General features: G+C 43.0%; 14 protein-coding genes and 1 pseudogene. 14 read left to right on the top strand and 1 reads right to left on the bottom strand.

What is annotated here, in order from left to right:
- Positions 1 to 141 precede the first annotated feature (141 nt).
- On the top strand, positions 142 to 1,029 hold the full coding sequence (locus BMZ58_RS04235) for a COX15/CtaA family protein (protein WP_075035317.1): 888 nt from the start codon (positions 142 to 144) through the stop codon (positions 1,027 to 1,029).
- A 154-nt stretch (positions 1,030 to 1,183) separates the two neighbouring features.
- Here BMZ58_RS04235 and BMZ58_RS04230 read toward each other — a convergent pair whose 3' ends face one another.
- Positions 1,184 to 4,387 (bottom strand): DEAD/DEAH box helicase, encoded by a 3,204-nt coding sequence (locus tag BMZ58_RS04230; RefSeq protein WP_075035316.1) that lies wholly within the window; start codon positions 4,385 to 4,387, stop codon positions 1,184 to 1,186.
- 319 nt (positions 4,388 to 4,706) lie between these two features.
- Between BMZ58_RS04230 and BMZ58_RS04225 the strand changes: the two genes are divergently transcribed.
- The 13 genes and pseudogenes from BMZ58_RS04225 to BMZ58_RS04165 all read left to right on the top strand — a co-directional run bounded on the left by BMZ58_RS04225 (position 4,707) and on the right by BMZ58_RS04165 (position 19,137).
- The gene (locus BMZ58_RS04225; RefSeq protein WP_075035315.1) at positions 4,707 to 6,296 is read left to right on the top strand and encodes a peptide chain release factor 3; all 1,590 of its coding nucleotides are present in this window, start codon (positions 4,707 to 4,709) and stop codon (positions 6,294 to 6,296) included.
- Positions 6,297 to 6,520: 224 nt separating this feature from the next.
- Positions 6,521 to 8,501: pseudogene (gene uvrB, locus BMZ58_RS04220) on the top strand (excinuclease ABC subunit UvrB).
- A 7-nt stretch (positions 8,502 to 8,508) separates the two neighbouring features.
- A complete protein-coding gene (gene uvrA, locus BMZ58_RS04215; protein ID WP_075035314.1) occupies positions 8,509 to 11,385 on the top strand; it encodes an excinuclease ABC subunit UvrA in 2,877 nt (958 codons plus the stop codon).
- Between the two features lie 66 nt (positions 11,386 to 11,451).
- The gene (locus BMZ58_RS04210) at positions 11,452 to 11,823 is read left to right on the top strand and encodes a YojF family protein (protein WP_075035313.1); all 372 of its coding nucleotides are present in this window, start codon (positions 11,452 to 11,454) and stop codon (positions 11,821 to 11,823) included.
- The gene (bshB2, locus tag BMZ58_RS04205) at positions 11,816 to 12,472 is read left to right on the top strand and encodes a bacillithiol biosynthesis deacetylase BshB2 (RefSeq protein ID WP_075035312.1); all 657 of its coding nucleotides are present in this window, start codon (positions 11,816 to 11,818) and stop codon (positions 12,470 to 12,472) included. The genes BMZ58_RS04210 and bshB2 overlap by 8 nt, the downstream gene beginning before the upstream one ends.
- Positions 12,473 to 13,104: 632 nt before the next feature.
- On the top strand, positions 13,105 to 14,163 hold the full coding sequence (locus tag BMZ58_RS04200; protein ID WP_244151491.1) for a DUF4097 family beta strand repeat-containing protein: 1,059 nt from the start codon (positions 13,105 to 13,107) through the stop codon (positions 14,161 to 14,163).
- Between the two features lie 25 nt (positions 14,164 to 14,188).
- Positions 14,189 to 14,542: a phage holin family protein gene (locus BMZ58_RS04195; RefSeq protein ID WP_083412508.1), complete on the top strand. Its 354-nt coding sequence runs from the start codon at positions 14,189 to 14,191 to the stop codon at positions 14,540 to 14,542.
- Between the two features lie 156 nt (positions 14,543 to 14,698).
- The gene (gene hprK / locus BMZ58_RS04190) at positions 14,699 to 15,631 is read left to right on the top strand and encodes an HPr(Ser) kinase/phosphatase (RefSeq protein WP_075035310.1); all 933 of its coding nucleotides are present in this window, start codon (positions 14,699 to 14,701) and stop codon (positions 15,629 to 15,631) included.
- Between the two features lie 14 nt (positions 15,632 to 15,645).
- On the top strand, positions 15,646 to 16,479 hold the full coding sequence (gene lgt, locus BMZ58_RS04185) for a prolipoprotein diacylglyceryl transferase (RefSeq protein ID WP_075035309.1): 834 nt from the start codon (positions 15,646 to 15,648) through the stop codon (positions 16,477 to 16,479).
- A 14-nt stretch (positions 16,480 to 16,493) separates the two neighbouring features.
- A complete protein-coding gene (locus BMZ58_RS04180; protein WP_075035308.1) occupies positions 16,494 to 17,450 on the top strand; it encodes a nucleoside recognition domain-containing protein in 957 nt (318 codons plus the stop codon).
- Positions 17,425 to 18,063 carry a pyrophosphatase PpaX gene (gene ppaX, locus BMZ58_RS04175; RefSeq protein ID WP_075035307.1) on the top strand — a complete coding sequence of 213 codons (639 nt, stop codon included), beginning with the start codon at positions 17,425 to 17,427 and terminating at the stop codon, positions 18,061 to 18,063. Before BMZ58_RS04180 ends, ppaX begins: the two co-directional genes overlap by 26 nt.
- Positions 18,064 to 18,067: 4 nt before the next feature.
- Complete coding sequence (locus tag BMZ58_RS04170) at positions 18,068 to 18,589, top strand: acyltransferase (RefSeq protein WP_075035306.1); 522 nt, start codon at positions 18,068 to 18,070, stop codon at positions 18,587 to 18,589.
- Positions 18,586 to 19,137 carry a glycerol-3-phosphate responsive antiterminator gene (locus tag BMZ58_RS04165; protein WP_075035305.1) on the top strand — a complete coding sequence of 184 codons (552 nt, stop codon included), beginning with the start codon at positions 18,586 to 18,588 and terminating at the stop codon, positions 19,135 to 19,137. Before BMZ58_RS04170 ends, BMZ58_RS04165 begins: the two co-directional genes overlap by 4 nt.
- The last annotated feature ends 83 nt before the right edge of the window (positions 19,138 to 19,220 follow it).

Below are 19,220 nucleotides of genomic sequence, written 5' to 3'. Positions count from 1 at the left end.
AAGAAGAGGGAAATCCGCGTTCACAAAAAGTTCATGACTCATGATGGCGCTTTCCATTCTCTATCATTCAAAATTCATGATATGATTTACTTAGGAAACTTATGAAATACTACATGATATAAATAGAGAAAGGGTAAGACGATGAAGAAATTTTCTATTCTTACAACGTTCGTCACGTTTCTTGCGCTTATCCTCGGAAACCTTGTTGTAGCGACAAATTCCGGAGATGCTTGCGGTGAGACATGGCCGGTTTGTAATGGTCAGATAATCCCGGATTTTACGGATTATCATGTCCTTATTGAATATTCGCACCGATTGATGGTACCGTTATTAGTATTTTTAACAGCAATTAATGCGATAGGCGCCATTTATAAATTCAGAAAAAGGAAGCCTGTATTTGTTTTAGCGATCTTAAGCATAGTTTTGCTTATTTTTCAATCCATTGTCGGAGGATTGAATGTACTGCTTGGTACACCACCAGGGTTTACCACTTTTGATGTGACATTCAGTCAGCTGCTTCTGATTGTTCTCGTGCTTTTGAGTTATAGTATCCATGAGAAGAAGATCGAGTTGAACCGAGCAAGTTGGGAATCTGTTTCTATGAGTTACCGGGCTTTCTTAATCGGCTTTATCGCTTATGTAGCACAAGTTATTCTCGGGGCTTTCTTTAAGCACAGTCGCGCAAGTAACGTTATGATGGATATACCGGCGATGGAATATCTGATTACGAGTGAATCTGTCGCTAATGCTGTTTATTCGTTGCACTGGGTAGCGACATTTGTCGTTATTGTGGCAGCTATCTGGTTTGTGATTTATGCATCGAGATTTCAGTATCATATTACACTTTCCTGGCTTTATTTGATTTCTATCTTGCTGAATGCTGTCGTTGGTTTCATCATTGTAGTGACAGGAAATGTTGTATTAGCATCTTCGCTTCACATGATCATCTCGACAATCACTATGGTGATAGGAGCAAGTATTCTAGGTGGGTACTGGTTTAAATTACAAAAGAAAACGGTCACCACATAAAAACAAGCTGCCAAACTCGGCAGCTTGTTTTTTGTTATAGGAGGAAACGCAATGGAAATAAATGTATGACCTGGTACGGAAACTTTTTCCGTACCAGGTCATACATTTATTTCCAAATGAGTGGAAGAAAAAGAGCCGTTTTGGACGGCTCTTTTTAGTTGAATAGTTGTTTGATTTCTTCTTCGCTGAGTGAAGTCAGCATAGATTCTCCCGGCTGGATGATTTGGTCGACGAGGTCGCGTTTCTTCTGTTGAAGCTGGTAAATGCGCTCCTCAATCGTTCCTTCTGAAATCATCCGGATGACCTGGACCACTTTTTCCTGGCCAATACGATGGGCTCTTCCTGCGGCTTGCTCTTCGATTGCTGGGTTCCACCAAAGATCATAAAGTATGACGGTGTCGGCGCCGGTCAAGTTCAATCCTGTTCCACCAGCTTTTAATGAAATAAAGAACGCATCTTTTTCTCCACTGTTGAAAGCTTCGACCATTTCCATACGCTTGTCTGATTTGGTGCTGCCATCTAAATAAAAAGCATCTAGCCCTTCTTTCGCAAGCTCGTCGTGCATAAGTGTCAGCATGCTTGAGAACTGAGAGAAGATGAGCAGGCGATGACCGCCTTCTTTCAGCTCACGGGTCAATTCTTTCAATTGTTCCAACTTGCCTGATTGTCCTTCATAATTTTCCAGGAAAAGGGAAGGGTGACAGCAGATTTGCCGCAAGCGAGTCAGTCCAGCGAGTATCTCAATTTTTCCACGTTGTATTCCCTTTGTTGCAATGGTCTCTTGAATATCATTTTGAATGCGCTCTAAGTAGGCAAGATAAACTTCTTTTTGGTCTCTCGTCAATTCTGAGTATTGAACGGTATCGATCTTATCAGGAAGCTCATCTAAGACCTCTGTCTTCATACGGCGCAAAATGAACGGACGGGTCATTAGCGAAATCTTTTCTGGCTTCAGCTGCAAGAACTTTTTTTTATTTGTGAAAAAGCCAGGCATGATCGTGCGGAAAAGGGACCATAACTCTTGCAAAGAATTTTCGATTGGCGTGCCACTCAAGGCGAACCGGTGTTTTGCTTTGACGGATCTCACAGAAACAGCCGTTTTCGTTGTTTCATTTTTGATTGCTTGAGATTCGTCGAGAATCATTGCGTGAAACTTTTGCTCTTCATAGGAAGAGATATCCTGCCTGAGCAAAGGATAGGACGTGATCCAGATATCTTTTTCTGATGCTTGCTTAAGAGCTTCCTGTCTCATCATTGGATCGCCTGTTAAGATTTGCACCGATAACTGTGGCGCAAACTTTTCAATTTCCTTTTTCCAATTATATACAAGTGACGCTGGCGTGATGATGATGGCTGGCTCTGTCATTTTCCCTTTTGCTTTTTCATCAAGTAGAAAGGTGATGGTTTGTATGGTTTTTCCTAACCCCATATCATCTGCTAGAACGCCACCCAGCCCATAGTGACTGAGCATTTTCATCCATCGGAAACCTGTCAGCTGATAAGGACGCAAATCTGCCTGTAATTCTGCTGGCGGGTCGATTTCAAATGAGTGTGGAGACTTCAGACGATCGACTAGTTCGGTGAACAATTGATTTCGTTCAGCATCTGTCGGTTGCAATGCATCTTCCACCTGCAAGCTTCTCGCCGTGGATAATTGAAAGTGATTGTCTTCCAAGTCCTTTGTACTCAAGTCAAGGTCATCGACAAGCTTTTGAAAACGCTCGAAAGAATCAGAAGTGAGGGACATCAGGGCCCCGTCAGATAAGCGGTAATATTTTTTCCGTTCAATTACAGCCTTCAGTGCTTCTGTCACATCATGATCACTGATGCCATCGATGGTGAAATTAATATCGAGCCAGCTTCCATCACTTTCTAACTCTACAGACGTTTGCAATTCATGGTGCTGATCTTCCAATAGAGAACGTACGGACGAAGATAAGTAAACATTGCTGTAATCTTTCAACTTCGGTAAAAAGTGATATAAAAATTGGTCGAGCTGATCCTCGTCTTCAATGTAAACCATCTCTCCATCGAATTTAAATTCTGCTGCCTCAATAACCTGTATGATTGCTTGTTCTGTTTGACGATCTCTTCTCACAATCGTTTGGTTGCTGAGGGGTTGTTCGTTGAAAGGATCGATGGTTAAATCTCCGTAATGGAACTTAATCTCGACGGTCAATGTCCATTGCTGAAAATCTAAATAAGTTTCGGCCACAAGGGGCTGTTGAATGATTTTTTCTTTAGCGGACGGGTCCAGATTCACATCTGCAATCGTTTCAAGTTCTGGCAGCACATATGATACGATGCCTTCCATATCATTATGGCTGACCGTATGGTTGCCATTAGAATTGTAAGGAAGAATGGTATATAACGTGCGAATGACGTCTTCCTTTTCTTGATCTACAGGATAGAAAGTTCCTTGCTTATACAAAAGGTGATAGTCAGCTAGATAATCGTAGTCTTTCAAATGGTTCATATGCATATGAAAGTGCCCTCGTTCTTCTGACACGTAGAAAGAGAGTTCAGGGAATTCGTCCTTATAGGTGACAAGTCCGCTGTTACCCCCGCGTTCGATGATTTCTGCTTGCTGCTCTTCCAATAAAGGAAGCAATTGTTTGACAAGGGTTGGGGAAACTTTCAATATTTTCGGTTCTGAAGTCTTCCACTGTTGCTCATAAAATTGCTCCTGCTCATAGGCTCTTTGTAAGAGTCGGAAGATTTGCTGATCTGTTTGTGAAAAGCTATGTTCAGCAGGATCATAGGTGAATTTTTTGGTGATCCGGTATGATTGTTCTTTACGAATATGCTCAAGCAGGTCGCGAATGTTTTTGATCACATATGGATAATTTTCTCCGAGCTTCAATTCAATTCCAAGGCTTCTAGCGCCGAGGATCGATTGCAGGTGGAGATGGTATTGGACTTGAAGAGTTTTCTTAATGTCGTTAGCTCCACGATTTTCCTGCCGTTGACGGAAAGCTTCGAATAAGCTGACAGCAAACATACGATCCTGGTTGGTGAGACCTGTCTGAGTTCGTTTTCCCTTTTCAGCTAATTTCGGAGCCAGCTCTTCGAGTGATTTTTCCCTTATAGCAATTAATACGGCTGCGATATGTTTACACGTATAATATTTGGCATAAGCCGCGCATTCACACGTCGCTTCCACATCTTCATCTTCAAAAAAGAAGACACGAACTTCGTAATCATGAGTACCAGCAACGACCGCTCGCCAAGAACGAATCGCGCTATTGTGGGAAAGGCCGTATACTTTTCCCTTATCGAAATATTGTTTGCCGCGACTATAGAATGTCTGGCCGGTGAGTTTCTTTATATCGTTTGGTTGTAATAAGTAACTCTGCATAGTTGGCATCCTTACTGTCAGTTTTATCCCTATTATAACAGGTTTGAAAACCCCAGGATAATACAGGAGGCTTTTAGGCTTAATGAATGATGTTTGGTAATTTTTGGATGACCAGGTCTTACATTCTTTGGTATGTGATTCACGGTTTGTGATTGATTTTACGGGTCGGTTATGCTAACTTTCAAAGTATAATCAAAAAAAATCGACGAAGGCGCTTGAGAGTGTGAGCGCTTTTTTTATGGAGTGAATTAGCCGATGTAAAACGTATATCCTACCCATCCTTATAAAATAGAAATCTGATTAAACGGAGGATATCACGATGAGTCAAATACAAGAAGAAATGAAAAAACGCCGTACGTTTGCTATTATCTCCCACCCGGATGCCGGAAAAACAACGATGACGGAGAAAATGCTTTTATTCGGAAACTTAATCCGTTCTGCAGGGACGGTCAAAGGGAAAAAGTCTGGAAAATTCGCAACTTCTGACTGGATGGAAATCGAAAAGCAACGTGGAATTTCTGTTACGTCAAGTGTAATGAATTTTCCTTATAAAGATTACCAGGTGAACATCCTTGATACACCTGGCCACGAAGATTTTAGTGAAGATACGTACCGTACACTGACGGCAGTCGATAGTGTTGTCATGGTCATCGATGGAACAAAGGGAATCGAGGCACAAACATTGAAGCTCTTCAAAGTTTGTAAAATGCGCGGTATCCCGATCTTTACTTTTATTAATAAAATGGACCGTGAAGGACGCGAGCCGTTCGAATTGATGGAAGAAATTGAAGAAACGCTTAATATTGAAACATATCCAATGACATGGCCAGCAGGTATGGGCAAACGTTTCCTTGGTGTCTTTGATCGCCAAAATGATCAGTTTGTGCATTACACTGGGAACGAAGAGGAAAAGTACATTCCATACAGTGAGCTGGATCAGCATCCGGAACTGACGGAGGATGCGACATATCAGGAAGCGGAAGAAGAGATGGAACTTGTAGTCGAAGCTGGCGACACATTCGATATGGAAAAAGTCATGCGTGGCGATCAAACGCCTGTATTCTTCGGAAGTGCCTTAGCTCCATTCGGTGTGGAAACTTTCTTTAATTCTTTCATTGATATGGCACCAGAACCGGCACCAAGAAAATCAACGGAAGGAATTGTTTCTCCTGATCGTGAAGAGTTCTCTGGATTCATCTTCAAGATTCAGGCAAACATGAATCCTCAACACCGGGACCGTATCGCCTTTGTGAGGATTTGCTCCGGAAAATTCGAGCGTGGAATGGATGTTACCTTATCTAGGACCGGCAAAACATTCAAACTTGCACAGTCCCAGCAATTCGTCGCTTCTTCCAGAGGAACAGTTGAAGAAGGCTATGCCGGGGACATTATCGGAATCTATGATCCAAACGTCTACCGAATTGGGGATACGATCGTGACGGGTAAATCGAAGTTTGAGTATGATGAACTTCCACAATTCCCGCCGGAGCTTTTCAAAAAAGTAACAGCGAAAAACGTCATGAAAGCGAAACAATTCCGAAAAGGTTTAGAGCAGCTTGTCCAGGAAGGGGCGATTCAGTTGTTCAAACGTTATCGCTTTGAAGACTATATCATCGGCGCTGTTGGTGAACTTCAATATGAAGTGTTCGAATATCGGATGAAAAACGAGTACAATGTGGATATCGAATTGACGCCTCTAGGCGAACGGATTCCGCGCTGGTTGAAAGAAGATCAGGTAGATGAATCGATGTTCGATGAACGGAACATGCTTGCTGAAGACAGAGAAGGCAACCCTCTTGTTCTGTTTAAGAACGATTTCTCGCTTCGCTGGTTCAAAGACAAGAACCCGGATATTGATTTGATCGACCTATTTGAAGTGAATGAATATAATCAAACGCTGAACTCCTGAAGAGATTAAGAGAAAGCACTTTGCCCAGATGCAAGGTGCTTTCTTTTTATCATCAAATGGAATAAACTGGGTGACCTGGTACGGAATTTTCTTCCGTACCAGGTCACCCAGTTATTTACATTTACAACTCGGACACGAATGTTTGTTCGTTTAATGTTAGAATGGTAAACTGTTGTGGTAAACTAAAAAGTACGAGTAAACACAATGGAACGGAGGTTTTCGTCGTGGAGGAGAAATTCGAATTAGTTTCACAGTATTCCCCCCAGGGGGACCAACCACGAGCAATCGAAGAGCTTGTAAAAGGGATTGAGCGTGGGGAAAAACACCAAACGTTGCTCGGTGCGACAGGTACGGGTAAAACGTTCACTATGTCCAACGTCATCGAACAAGTAAACAAACCGACATTAATCATTGCTCACAATAAAACGTTAGCAGGACAGTTGTATAGTGAATTCAAGGAATTCTTTCCGAACAATGCTGTGGAATACTTTGTTAGTTATTATGACTATTATCAACCGGAAGCTTATGTGCCGTCTTCGGATACATTCATTGAGAAAGATGCCAGTATCAATGACGAGATTGATAAACTAAGGCACTCGGCTACATCTGCCTTATTCGAGCGGAATGATGTAATTATCGTTGCCAGTGTATCTTGTATCTATGGTCTCGGTTCTCCCGACGAATACCGAAGTCAAGTTCTATCCATTCGAACAGGGATGGAAAAAGATCGGGATGAATTGTTGAGAAATCTCGTTGATATCCAGTATGCAAGAAATGATATTGATTTCCAGCGTGGTACTTTCCGGGTGCGAGGAGATTCAGTAGAGATCATTCCTGCCTCAAGGGAAGAGCATGCTATGAGGGTCGAATTTTTTGGAGATGAGATAGACCGGATCCGAGAAGTGGATGTTCTTACAGGTGAAGTAATCGGGGACCGTGAGCATGTTGCGATTTTCCCGGCCTCCCACTTCGTCACCCGTGAAGAGAAACTGAAAAAAGCGATTAAAAATATAGAAAAAGAATTAGAGGTTCGTTTAAAAGAGCTTCGTGATCAAGATAAATTGTTAGAAGCGCAACGCTTGGAGCAACGGACGAATTATGATTTGGAAATGATGAATGAAATGGGCTTTTGCTCTGGAATCGAGAACTATTCCAGACATTTGACATTCCGGGAAGAAGGAGCAACTCCATATACATTAATCGATTATTTTCCTGATGATTTCCTCATAATGGTAGATGAATCCCACGTAACACTTCCGCAAGTAAGAGGGATGTACAATGGAGACAGGGCGCGTAAACAAGTGTTGGTAGATCATGGTTTCCGTTTACCTTCTGCTCTTGATAACCGTCCGCTTATGTTTCCGGAATTCGAAGAGAAAATCAATCAGATTTCCTATGTTTCTGCGACTCCAGGGCCGTATGAAATAGAACATACACCAAAAATGATTGAACAAATCATTCGTCCGACAGGTTTGCTTGATCCCGAAATTGATGTCCGACCGATCCATGGTCAAATCGATGACCTGATTGGTGAAATCAATAAACGGAAAGAACGGAATGAGCGTGTTCTTGTCACGACCCTAACGAAAAAAAATGTCGGAAGATCTAACGGACTATTTGAAAGAACTTGGAATTAAAGTTGCCTACTTGCATTCGGAAATAAAAACGCTCGAAAGGATTGAAATCATCCGTGACTTACGAGTCGGGAAATACGATGTGTTAATAGGAATCAACCTTCTGCGGGAGGGGCTCGACATTCCTGAAGTCTCCCTTGTTTCCATTTTAGATGCAGATAAAGAAGGCTTCCTACGCTCGGATCGTTCTTTGATACAAACGATAGGACGCGCAGCCCGTAACGAAAATGGACGAGTGATTATGTATGCAGATAAAGTTACAAAGTCCATGCAGTATGCAATTGATGAAACGTATCGCCGCCGGGAAAAGCAAATTGCATATAACGAAGAACATGGGATTACACCGCAGACAATCAAGAAAGAAGTCCGCGATGTAATCAAGGCAACGAATGTAGCAGAAGAAGAAGTCAGCTATGATACAGGTAAGAAACCTTCGGAAATGACGAAGAAAGAACGTCAGGAACTGATCGACAATATGGAAACAGAAATGAAGCAGGCCGCACGCGAGCTAGATTTCGAACGTGCCGCCGAACTGCGTGATGTGCTGTTGGAATTAAAAGCGGAGGGATGAGAAGAGTATGGCCAGTAAACATATTAGTATAAAAGGAGCTCGAGCTCACAACCTGAAAAATATTGATATCGATATCCCAAAAAATAAGCTGGTCGTAATGACCGGCTTATCAGGATCGGGGAAATCTTCCCTGGCTTTCGATACGATTTATGCTGAAGGGCAGCGTAGGTATGTAGAATCGCTCAGCGCCTATGCACGTCAATTTTTAGGTCAGATGGATAAGCCGGACGTCGATTCCATTGAAGGTCTTTCGCCGGCAATTTCCATCGATCAGAAAACGACAAGTCGTAACCCGCGCTCGACGGTTGGTACGGTGACGGAGATTTATGACTATTTGCGTCTATTGTTCGCACGAATCGGTCGACCTACTTGTCCGAAACACGGAGTAGAAATAAGTTCTCAAACGGTTCAACAAATGGTCGATCGGGTGATGGAATATCCCGAACGGACGAAATTACAAATTCTTGCCCCGGTTGTTTCAGGAAGAAAAGGGGAGCATGTTAAGGTATTTGAACAATTGCAAAAGGAAGGCTATATTCGCCTTCGGGTTGATGGGGAAATGCGCGAAATTTCCGAGGAAATAAATCTGGATAAGAATAAGAAACACTCGATTGAAGTCGTCATCGATCGAATCGTTGTTAAAGATGGGGTGGAAGGCCGGCTTTCGGACTCTATTGAGACAGCCCTTCGCCTTGGTGGTGGTCATACGATTGTCGATGTAATAGGAGAAGAAGAGCTCACGTTCAGCGAGCACCATGCTTGTCCAATTTGCGGCTTTTCGGTCAGTGAACTTGAACCGCGTATGTTCTCCTTTAATAGCCCTTATGGGGCATGTAACCGTTGTGACGGGTTAGGGACCCAACTGGAAGTCGATATTGATCTTGTCATTCCCGATTGGAGCCTTTCTCTCAATGAACATGCGATAGCGGCATGGGTGCCGCAGAGTTCCCAGTACTATCCACAATTGTTGAAGAGTGTTGCTGATCATTATGGAATTGATATGGACCAACCGTTTAAAGACTTGCCAGAAGAGCATAAAGAAAGAGTGCTTTACGGTAGTGGTGATGAAAAAGTTTATTTCCGTTACGAAAATGATTTTGGTAAAGTACGTGAAAATGAGATTTTCTTTGAAGGGGTCATTCCAAATATTGCACGTCGATACCGTGAAACAAGTTCCGATTATATTCGTGAACAAATGGAAAAATATATGGCTCAAAAACCTTGCCCGAAATGTAAAGGCAACCGACTGAATGAAGAAGCTCTAGCTGTATTGATCGGTGGGAAACATATTGGTATTACAACCGATTATTCTGTTACAGAAGCTAAAAAGTTTTTTGAGTCGCTTGAACTGACAGACAAAGAAGAGACAATTGCAAGAATGATTCTTAAGGAAATTTGTGAACGTCTTAGTTTCTTAGCGAACGTCGGGCTCGACTATTTGACGCTTTCCCGCTCTGCAGGGACCCTTTCAGGTGGAGAGGCGCAACGAATCCGCCTGGCTACACAAATCGGATCTGCACTTACTGGCGTTCTATATGTGCTGGATGAACCGTCGATCGGTCTCCACCAGCGTGACAATGATCGTTTAATCAAAACGCTTAAGCGCATGCGTGATTTGGATAACACCTTGATTGTTGTCGAGCACGATGAAGATACGATGTTAGCTGCAGACTACCTGATTGATATTGGTCCAGGTGCGGGGGCTCACGGAGGGGATATTGTCACACAGGGGACGCCCAAACAAGTGATGAAAAGCCGTAAATCCTTGACCGGCCAATACCTCTCAGGGAAGAAGTTCATTCCGCTTCCATCTGAGCGAAGAAAACCAGATGATCGCTACCTATCCATTCGTGGTGCGGAAGAGAATAACTTGAAGAAAGTCGATGCGGATATCCCACTCGGCTTATTTACAGCTGTCACAGGTGTTTCCGGGTCAGGAAAGAGTACGCTGATCAATGAAATTTTATACAAATCGTTGTCCATGAAGCTTCATAATGGAAAGCAAAAACCCGGAAAGCATCATTCGATTGAAGGGCTGGAGCATTTGGATAAAGTCATCGATATCGACCAGTCTCCCATTGGTCGAACTCCAAGATCCAATCCCGCGACCTATACAGGTGTATTTGATGATATCCGTGATGTTTTTGCTCAAACAAACGAGGCGAAAATAAGAGGTTATAAAAAGGGCCGGTTTAGTTTCAATGTTAAAGGTGGACGCTGTGAAGCTTGCCGTGGAGATGGAATTATAAAAATCGAAATGCACTTCCTGCCAGATGTGTACGTTCCTTGTGAAGTATGTGACGGCAAACGCTATAACCGCGAGACATTGGAAGTGAAATATAAAGGAAAAAGCATTGCCGATGTTTTAGGAATGACGATTGAGGAAGCGCTCGACTTTTTCGCCAACATACCGAAAATCAAACGTAAACTCCAAACGGTAGCAGATGTTGGTCTCGAATATATTAAACTCGGTCAACCGGCGACGACGTTATCAGGGGGAGAAGCACAACGAGTGAAACTAGCGAGCGAACTCCACCGTCGTTCGAATGGAAAGTCCTTCTACATTTTGGATGAACCTACGACAGGACTTCATGTGGATGATATATCACGTTTATTGAAAGTGCTGCAACGGCTTGTCGAAAATGGGGATTCTGTCTTGATCATTGAACATAACCTTGATGTAATCAAAGAGGCGGATTACATTCTCGACCTGGGACCAGAAGGTGGAGAAAACGGCGGAAAAATCATTGCGAGTGGTACTCCAGAACACGTTGCAGACCAGGAGATTTCCTATACGGGACGTTATTTGAAGCCGATTTTGGAACGAGACCGTAAGCGGATGGAAGAAAAAATGAATGCTCGTGAAAAAGTGGCGAACGAGTAGATGTTTTGACGCTTGTCGCTAAATTGAGTATGGTTAGGCAAGAAGTGTTTGACGGGAGGAATACTAGTGGATGCTATACAGCAACAAATTGTACAAAATAAAATCGATCAATTAGCAGGGAAAGATGTGTATGTCCATTTAGAAACAACCAATGGAGCTTATGCGAGCCATTTTGATGAGAATGCCTATAATGTCGGGGCATTTATCCGCAATGCTCATGTTTCTTATCAACACGGAAAAATCGTCAGTACCGGAGGCTCTTATCGAGTCGGTTTGAAACTGGACTTAGGCTGGGTCTATGCAGAAGGGCTGACGGATTATGAAGTAGATGATAAAGATCGTCTGCTTATGGCCGGGCATGATCGGGAAGGTCGCTTGATGGTAGCTCTTGAAATAAGTGAAACACCTTTTTCCCATGAGGCTGATCCTGATGAGTAAAGAAAGTGTTGTTGTCATTTTCCCTCATCCTGATGATGAATCGTTCGGGGCATCTGGGACGATTTCAAAATTTCGGGATGAAGGAATACCGGTAACTTATCTTTGCGGTACCCTTGGAGAAATGGGAAGAAATATGGGCAACCCCGTTTTTGCCAATCGGGAAACTCTTTCCTCGTTCCGCAAAAAAGAACTTACGGAAGCAGCCAGACAGTTGGATATCCAGGTCGAAATGCTTGGATATCGAGATAAAACGCTGGAATTCGAACCGCGCGATGAAGTAGCTGCTCATTTGAAAGAGCGGATTGAAGCTTTAGGTGCTACGATTGTCATTACTCATTATCCAGGGTATGCTGTCCATCCAGATCACGATGCTCTTGGGGCCGCGGTCGTGGAGGCTGTAGGAAAAATGAAAGAAGCTGACCGACCTCAAGTATGGATGCATGCAATCTCTAATAATCATGAACTAGATTTAGGTGATCCTGATATTGTTTATGATGTCCGCCCCTATTGGGAACGGAAATTAGCAGCTATTAAAGCACACCTTTCTCAGGCGGATGGTATGATGAGTTTGATTGAAAATAACACCCAAGCATCAGAACAATTAGAACGTCTTAAAACAGAGCGTTTTTATCAATATTCATACAAATGACCAACACACCCAGGATGGACACCACCTTACCATCCTGGGTGTTTTATTTAAGAATGTGGCATATTCTATAAGACTCGATTCCGAGAACAACAAAGGAATGAAAAAGCCCATTCCTTTGTTGTTCTGCTTATGCCAGTGTCTTCCAGGTCGATTCCACATTTGAACACTTTCCGTGGGGCGTGCGCTGAGCCTCCTTAGGCTTCGCCTTCCGGGGTCTTACCTGTACCGCTAATCCCACAGAAGTCTCACCGTTTCCCTCCGCCCCTTAGCCGTATAAAGCACTTCGGAATCGAACCGCACACTATTGATCGTTGAATAGGAAAAAGGGATGATAACACTTACTGCAGAGCCTTTTTAAGATAGCTCCCTGTCCTGTTCTTATGACAGTTTCGAGTTACTCATTAAAGTAATGGGGGATGGGAAGCTGGGATACTCCTGCGGGAAAGGATAGACTGGCAAGACCCCGCAGGGCTTTAGCCCGAGGAGGCTTGCCGTCTTCCCCGCGGAAAGCGAGTAGCTTCCAAGCCCCCATTCGCACTCAACTAGATGTCTCGAAGCTGAGTCTTCAAGTATAGGGAGCTTTTGTGGAACGGAGGGTGGTTTTTGAATCCTTTAATAAGGGAATAACGTATATGGATGAAAAGGAGCTGATATTGGTGAATGAAGAACGGATGAAGATATTACAAATGATTGAAAATGGAAACATAACAGCAGAAGAAGGAGCAAAATTATTAACAGCCGTAGAGGAAAAAGGAGAAAGCACACAGACTCAGGAGGAAAAGAAGAAGTATGGCATCAAAAACTTTTTAGGTGATGCTGTAGACAAAATCAAAAATAATGATTTTGATTTGTCCTTCGGTGAATATGTGGAGTTCAATGATGAGACAGTACTTTCTCAAGAGGATTTTCATGATGCAGACATTTCCATTTCCAATGGTTCATTGAGTTTGAATACGTGGGAAGAAGACTATGTTAAAGCTGCTTACCATGTGAAAGTCTATCAAGTGAATACAGAAGAAGCAGCGAGAGAGAGGTTCCATGATGATATTCAACTCTCTATAACTAACAGTGTTTTCCGACTTGTGAGCCCATCGAAAAAGGTAAAATTGAATGCCGAGCTTTTTCTACCAAAGAAAAAATATGAATTCATCAAATCACAATTGACGAATGGGTCCTTGAAAATGAACCGATTAGAAAGTGATCATTATCAATTGAAGACGTCCAATGGTCTCATTGAAGTGAGTGAAGGGTCTGGACAGACATGTAAAGTTCAAACAGGCAATGGCTCGATCAAAATCCAAAATGGTAAATTCGAGCAATGTGAAGCAGATACGATCAATGGGACTGTCACTTTGTCAGGGGAATATGGAAAAACAGATGTATCGACCGTCAGTGGAAGTATTACTGTTAACCATGACGGAAGCCGTGCTCATACTGGTTTCTACAAAACAACGACAGGAGGAATTAATATATCCCTACCAACAGAAAAAATGGTGGGTGGTGTCCTCCGCACGAAATTCGGCAATCTCCAGTGTGAATTAGACAACTATAAGATTTTGAAAGATAAAAAAGAAGTTGTAAGTAAAATGTTGGAGTTCGAAGCGTACGAACAGTTTGAAGATGCATATCATATAGAGGCAGAGACGAAGACTGGTTCTGTCACGATCCAGCCTCCTGTCCAGCTAAAATGATTGATTGTTAAGGTAGGTGGAAGTTTTGAAAAATTGGTTGTTGCACATTATCGTCAATGCTGTAGCCATTATCGCTGTCGGAGCATTATTCCAATCCATTGAAATCGACGGTGTGGGTGGTGCTTTGTTGGCCGCACTCATCTTATCTATTTTGAATGCGATCGTGCGTCCAGTTCTCGTCATTTTAACTTTACCGATTACGATTCTATCACTTGGTTTATTTCTGTTCATCATCAATGCCATCACTCTATGGCTGACAGATGTTCTGCTCGGAAATACTTTCCATATCGATGGATTCGGGATGACGATCATCGCCGCCATTATCATTTCTTTAATTAATTTAGTTTTGAATAGTTTAATCAAAGATATGAAAAAATAATTTGGCGTACCGTATGGGGAATCTCCTCATACGGTTTTTTCTATTTATTCAAGAATTAGAGGGTTGTGAGGTGTATAAAAACCTTCCTATCCAAGATTTAATGAAAACGTGCTACAATAGGGGACAGTGATTGATGATATAGGAGGTTGTTGAAACATGAGCAAGGTCCGTACACAAGATTTGTTAGAACAATTTGCCCTTGAACTGGTCGCTGGAGCTGATGGCGTCCATCGTGAAATACATATGAGTGATATCTCTCGCCCTGGTGTAGAGATGACAGGGTATTTCAAATTTTATCCACAAGATCGTTTGCAGCTATTAGGAAAGACAGAACTCTCTTACTTTAATGAACTGACGAAAGAGCAGAGGAAAGAGCGAGCAGAAAAACTATGTACAGATGTCACACCTGGAATCGTTATTACTAGAGGGATGGACATCCCGGATGAGCTGAGTGATGCCGCGAATGAAGCAGGTGTACCACTGATGCTGTCACCTTACAAAACAACACGGGTGATCAGTCGGTTAACCAACTATTTAGAGTCGAAATTTGCCCCTTTTACGGCTATTCACGGTGTTCTCGTAGATATTTACGGGATCGGCGTATTGATTACTGGTCAAAGCGGTGTGGGTAAAAGTGAAACAGCTCTTGAGTTAGTGAAGCGCGGGCATCGTCTCGTTGCGGACGATAGTGTGGAAATCCGCCAAGAAGATTACGATACCCTAATCGGAAATAGTCCACCATTAATCGAACACTTGTTAGAAATTCGCGGATTAGGAATCATCAATGTTATGACATTGTTCGGAGCGGGAGCGGTTAGAAGTTATAAACGGATCACGCTCGTTATCAATTTGGAACTATGGGATAAGAATAAACAATATGATCGTCTCGGTTTAGAAGAGGAAACAATGAAAGTCATGGATGTCGAAGTTCCGAAAGCGACTATTCCTGTCCGTCCTGGGCGTAACCTTGCCGTCATCATTGAGGTTGCGGCAATGAACTTCCGTTTGAAGAGGATGGGGGTAAATGCTGCGGAGGAATTTTCTGAGCGGCTGACTAAAGTGATCGATCAAGATCAGAATCATGAATAAAGGAGGAAACCGTTATGATGTGTACACCTGAACCGTTGAATCCGGTATTCCTTCAGTTAGGCCCGCTTTCCATCTATTGGTATGGTTTGATTATCGCAACCGGAGCTTTTTTGGGTTTATGGATAGCGACACGGGAGACCGAGCGTCTCGGTTTGAAAAAAGATTATATGGTCGATATTGTCGTATTTGCAATTCCGGCCGCAATTGTGTGTGCAAGAATCTACTATGTCATTTTCGAATGGGATAGATATGCCGGCGGACCATGGTGGAAAGTATTCGCTGTATGGGAAGGTGGCATCGCGATTCATGGGGCATTGATCGGTTCTGTGTTGACGGCTTATTTTTATACGAAACTGAAAGGGATATCGTTCTGGATGATGGCGGATATCGCTGCTCCTAGTATTATCCTCGGGCAGGCAATCGGGCGCTGGGGAAATTTTATGAACCAGGAAGCTCATGGTGGTCCAGTTTCGGAATCGTTCTATAATAATTTCATGCAATATCTGCCTGGTTTCATCAACCAGCAAATGTGTATTGATGGTACCGTCTATCATCCGACATTTTTATATGAATCGATTTGGAATATCATAGGGTTTGTTCTACTGCTTGTCCTGAGACATAAATTCAATCCTCGCCGGGGTGAGGTTTTCTTAAGTTATGTTATATGGTATTCTATCGGCCGTTTCTATGTGGAAGGCTTGCGTACAGATAGCTTATATCTCTTCGGAGAAATCAGAACGGCACAATTCCTATCCATCCTACTCGTGATTGGAGCGATCTTATTAATTATTTATCGCAGAAAGAGTGGTATGGCAAATAAATATTATAACGGAAAGAAAGTAAAATAAGGGAGCAGGTAGACATGAAGGGCATTTTACAACGAGGTAGTAAAAAAGGATTGGAGCTGACGTGGACACTCGGAAAAGTGATTTTTCCTGTTACATTAATCGTGACAATCCTGCAATTCACACCGATTTTGCCCTGGGTCATGGGGAAGTTGGAACCTTTGATGGGATGGCTTGGCTTGTCAGGAGAAGCTGCTGTCCCGCTCGTGCTGGGGAACTTCCTGAACCTTTATGCAGGCATCGCCGCCATAATATCTTTTGAGTTTACAGTGAAAGAAGTTTTTATTTTGGCTGTGATGATGTCTTTTTCTCATAACTTGCTGATTGAATCGACAGTAGCTAAAAGAGTCGGGGTAAGCTGGTGGTTTGTAGCAGGCGTCCGCTTAAGCCTGGCCTTCCTTTCTGCCGTTTTGATCAATGTATTTTGGAAAGGTGGCGGAGAGGTTGCTCAATATGGCCTAGCTCCTGAAAAAACAGCAGATCCGGAAGGTTGGACAGAAATTATTCTCCAGGGACTGCAAACGGCGTTTATGGGGATTGTCCAGCTTGCTTTAATTGTCATTCCGCTCATGATTTTCATGCAATATTTACGGGAGAAGGGATGGCTCGATCGTTTCTCCTCATGGGTAGCACCGGCTACGAAATTTTTAGGGATGGAAAGAAATACTTCTATGACATTGGTAGCCGGGCTTACCATCGGCCTAGCTTATGGCGCTGGATTGATGATTCAAGCTGTCGAAGAAGACGGGGTTTCGAAAAAGGATATGTATTTAGCCATCATTTTCCTTGTTTCCTGCCACGCTGTAGTGGAGGATACATTGATCTTCATTCCGCTCGGCATACCGGTGTGGCCATTGTTATTAATTCGATTATTGACTGCGATAGCTTTGACTGCAGCGGTCGGTTTCATCTGGAACAGATTACAACAGAACAGAAAGGATTCTTCCAATGAGCATACGTACCATTCTATTTGATTTAGACGGGACATTGATTGACACCAATGAATTGATCATTGCTTCCTTCACCCATACGATTGAACAATATACAGATCGCCCTTATACACGACAAGAAATCCTCGATTTCATCGGCCCTCCACTTAAGGAGAGTTTGGCGAAGATTAATCCAGAAAAAGTAGAGGAAATGGTGGAGACGTATCGTAAACATAACATCGAAAATCACAATAGTTTTGTGAAAGCTTATGAAGGTGTCGTGGAAACGATCCAGACATTGAAAGAACGGGGCTATAAACTCGGTATCGTTACAACAAAAATGCGTAATACAGTACAAATGGGATTAGAGCTAACAAATTTAGAGGGGCTTTTTGAAACAGTGATCACCCTGGATGATGTCAACAATGCTAAACCTCATCCCGAACCGATTGTAAAAGCGCTGACCAATCTCGACGCTCAAGCTTCTGAAGCATTGATGGTCGGAGATAATACCCATGATATCGAGGCTGGACAAAACGCTGGTACGAAGACAGCAGGGGTAGCATGGACGGTCAAAGGAAGAAAAGTGCTGGACGATTTGAATCCGGATTATATGCTGGGGAATATGCGTGAGCTTTTAGAAATTACAGGAGGATGACTGTATGAGGAAAACGGAGCGCTTTCCAGTCAAGGGGGCCAACTCACTTTGGCATATCTATCAGACGGTGCCGTTTTTCAAAGTGGTCAAAAACTTCGTTGTCATTCAACTGGCACGGTATACCCCTTTTTTATCGGTGAAGAATTGGTTGTACCGGACTTTCCTTCGTATGAATGTCGGTGATCAAACTGCGTTTGCATTGATGGTTATGGTCGACATCATGTTCCCTGAAAGAATAAAAGTGGGGAGAAATTCGGTGATCGGATACAATACTACTATCCTGGCTCACGAATATTTGATCGAAGAATATCGTCTCGGAGATGTGATTATCGGTGACGAAGTATTAATCGGAGCCAACACTACCATTCTTCCCGGTGTGACGATCGGGGAAGGTGCAATGGTGTCGGCAGGGACTTTGGTTCATAAAGATGTTCCTGCCGGGGCTTTTGTCGGCGGGAATCCGATGAGAATCATATATACCAAGGAACAGATGGAAGAACGTAAAAGAAACGAGGAGAGAATATGAGCCTTACCCAGCCGGTCCTGCCTGCCGTAAAAAGAATTAAAGACTTCGAACACCTTCTGCAGACGGATACGGATTATATTATTTTACTTGAAAGCCGTCTAGGGCTTTTGAGAAAACTTGTTAAGGTCGGACAAAAAGCAGGAAAGAAGATTTTTGTCCACGTTGATTTGATCCAAGGGTTAAAAGCGGATGACTACGGAATGGAATATTTAGGTCAGGAAGTGAAGCCGGACGGTGTAATTTCTACAAGAGCCCATGTCATTCAACAAGCGAAAAAGTATCACCTCCTTTCTGTCCAACGGCTATTCCTCATCGATAGCCAGGCAATAGAACATAACGTGAAAATCATTCAAAAAACTGCGCCTGATTTTGTCGAAGTTTTGCCAGGCGTATTACCGGGAATGATAAAAGAGATCAAGGGACGTATCGGCGTTCCAGTGATTGCCGGAGGGTTGATTCGGTCGGATGACGATGTCGAACAAGCCCTCGCATCAGGTGCTTCTGCAGTCTCTACCTCACGTTCTGAATTATGGAGCTTTCACAACTAGAATACATAATCAACTTTCGTGAATGAGACTGACGGATCCACACACTTATTAGGTAACACTAATGAATGTGTGGTTTTTTATAC

This window comes from Halobacillus dabanensis, assembly GCF_900114165.1.
Taxonomy (GTDB): Bacteria; Bacillota; Bacilli; order Bacillales; family Halobacillaceae; genus Halobacillus; species Halobacillus dabanensis.
This window is presented reverse-complemented; position numbering and strand designations above follow the sequence as displayed.

Coding starts and splice junctions, on each gene's coding strand:
- BMZ58_RS04235 (WP_075035317.1), top strand. CDS start 142: ATGAAGAAATTTTCTATTCTTACAACGTTCGTCACGTTTCTTGCGCTT.
- BMZ58_RS04230 (WP_075035316.1), bottom strand. CDS start 4,387: ATGCAGAGTTACTTATTACAACCAAACGATATAAAGAAACTCACCGGC.
- BMZ58_RS04225 (WP_075035315.1), top strand. CDS start 4,707: ATGAGTCAAATACAAGAAGAAATGAAAAAACGCCGTACGTTTGCTATT.
- uvrA (WP_075035314.1), top strand. CDS start 8,509: ATGGCCAGTAAACATATTAGTATAAAAGGAGCTCGAGCTCACAACCTG.
- bshB2 (WP_075035312.1), top strand. CDS start 11,816: ATGAGTAAAGAAAGTGTTGTTGTCATTTTCCCTCATCCTGATGATGAA.
- BMZ58_RS04200 (WP_244151491.1), top strand. CDS start 13,105: ATGGATGAAAAGGAGCTGATATTGGTGAATGAAGAACGGATGAAGATA.
- hprK (WP_075035310.1), top strand. CDS start 14,699: ATGAGCAAGGTCCGTACACAAGATTTGTTAGAACAATTTGCCCTTGAA.
- lgt (WP_075035309.1), top strand. CDS start 15,646: ATGATGTGTACACCTGAACCGTTGAATCCGGTATTCCTTCAGTTAGGC.
- BMZ58_RS04180 (WP_075035308.1), top strand. CDS start 16,494: ATGAAGGGCATTTTACAACGAGGTAGTAAAAAAGGATTGGAGCTGACG.
- ppaX (WP_075035307.1), top strand. CDS start 17,425: ATGAGCATACGTACCATTCTATTTGATTTAGACGGGACATTGATTGAC.
- BMZ58_RS04170 (WP_075035306.1), top strand. CDS start 18,068: ATGAGGAAAACGGAGCGCTTTCCAGTCAAGGGGGCCAACTCACTTTGG.
- BMZ58_RS04165 (WP_075035305.1), top strand. CDS start 18,586: ATGAGCCTTACCCAGCCGGTCCTGCCTGCCGTAAAAAGAATTAAAGAC.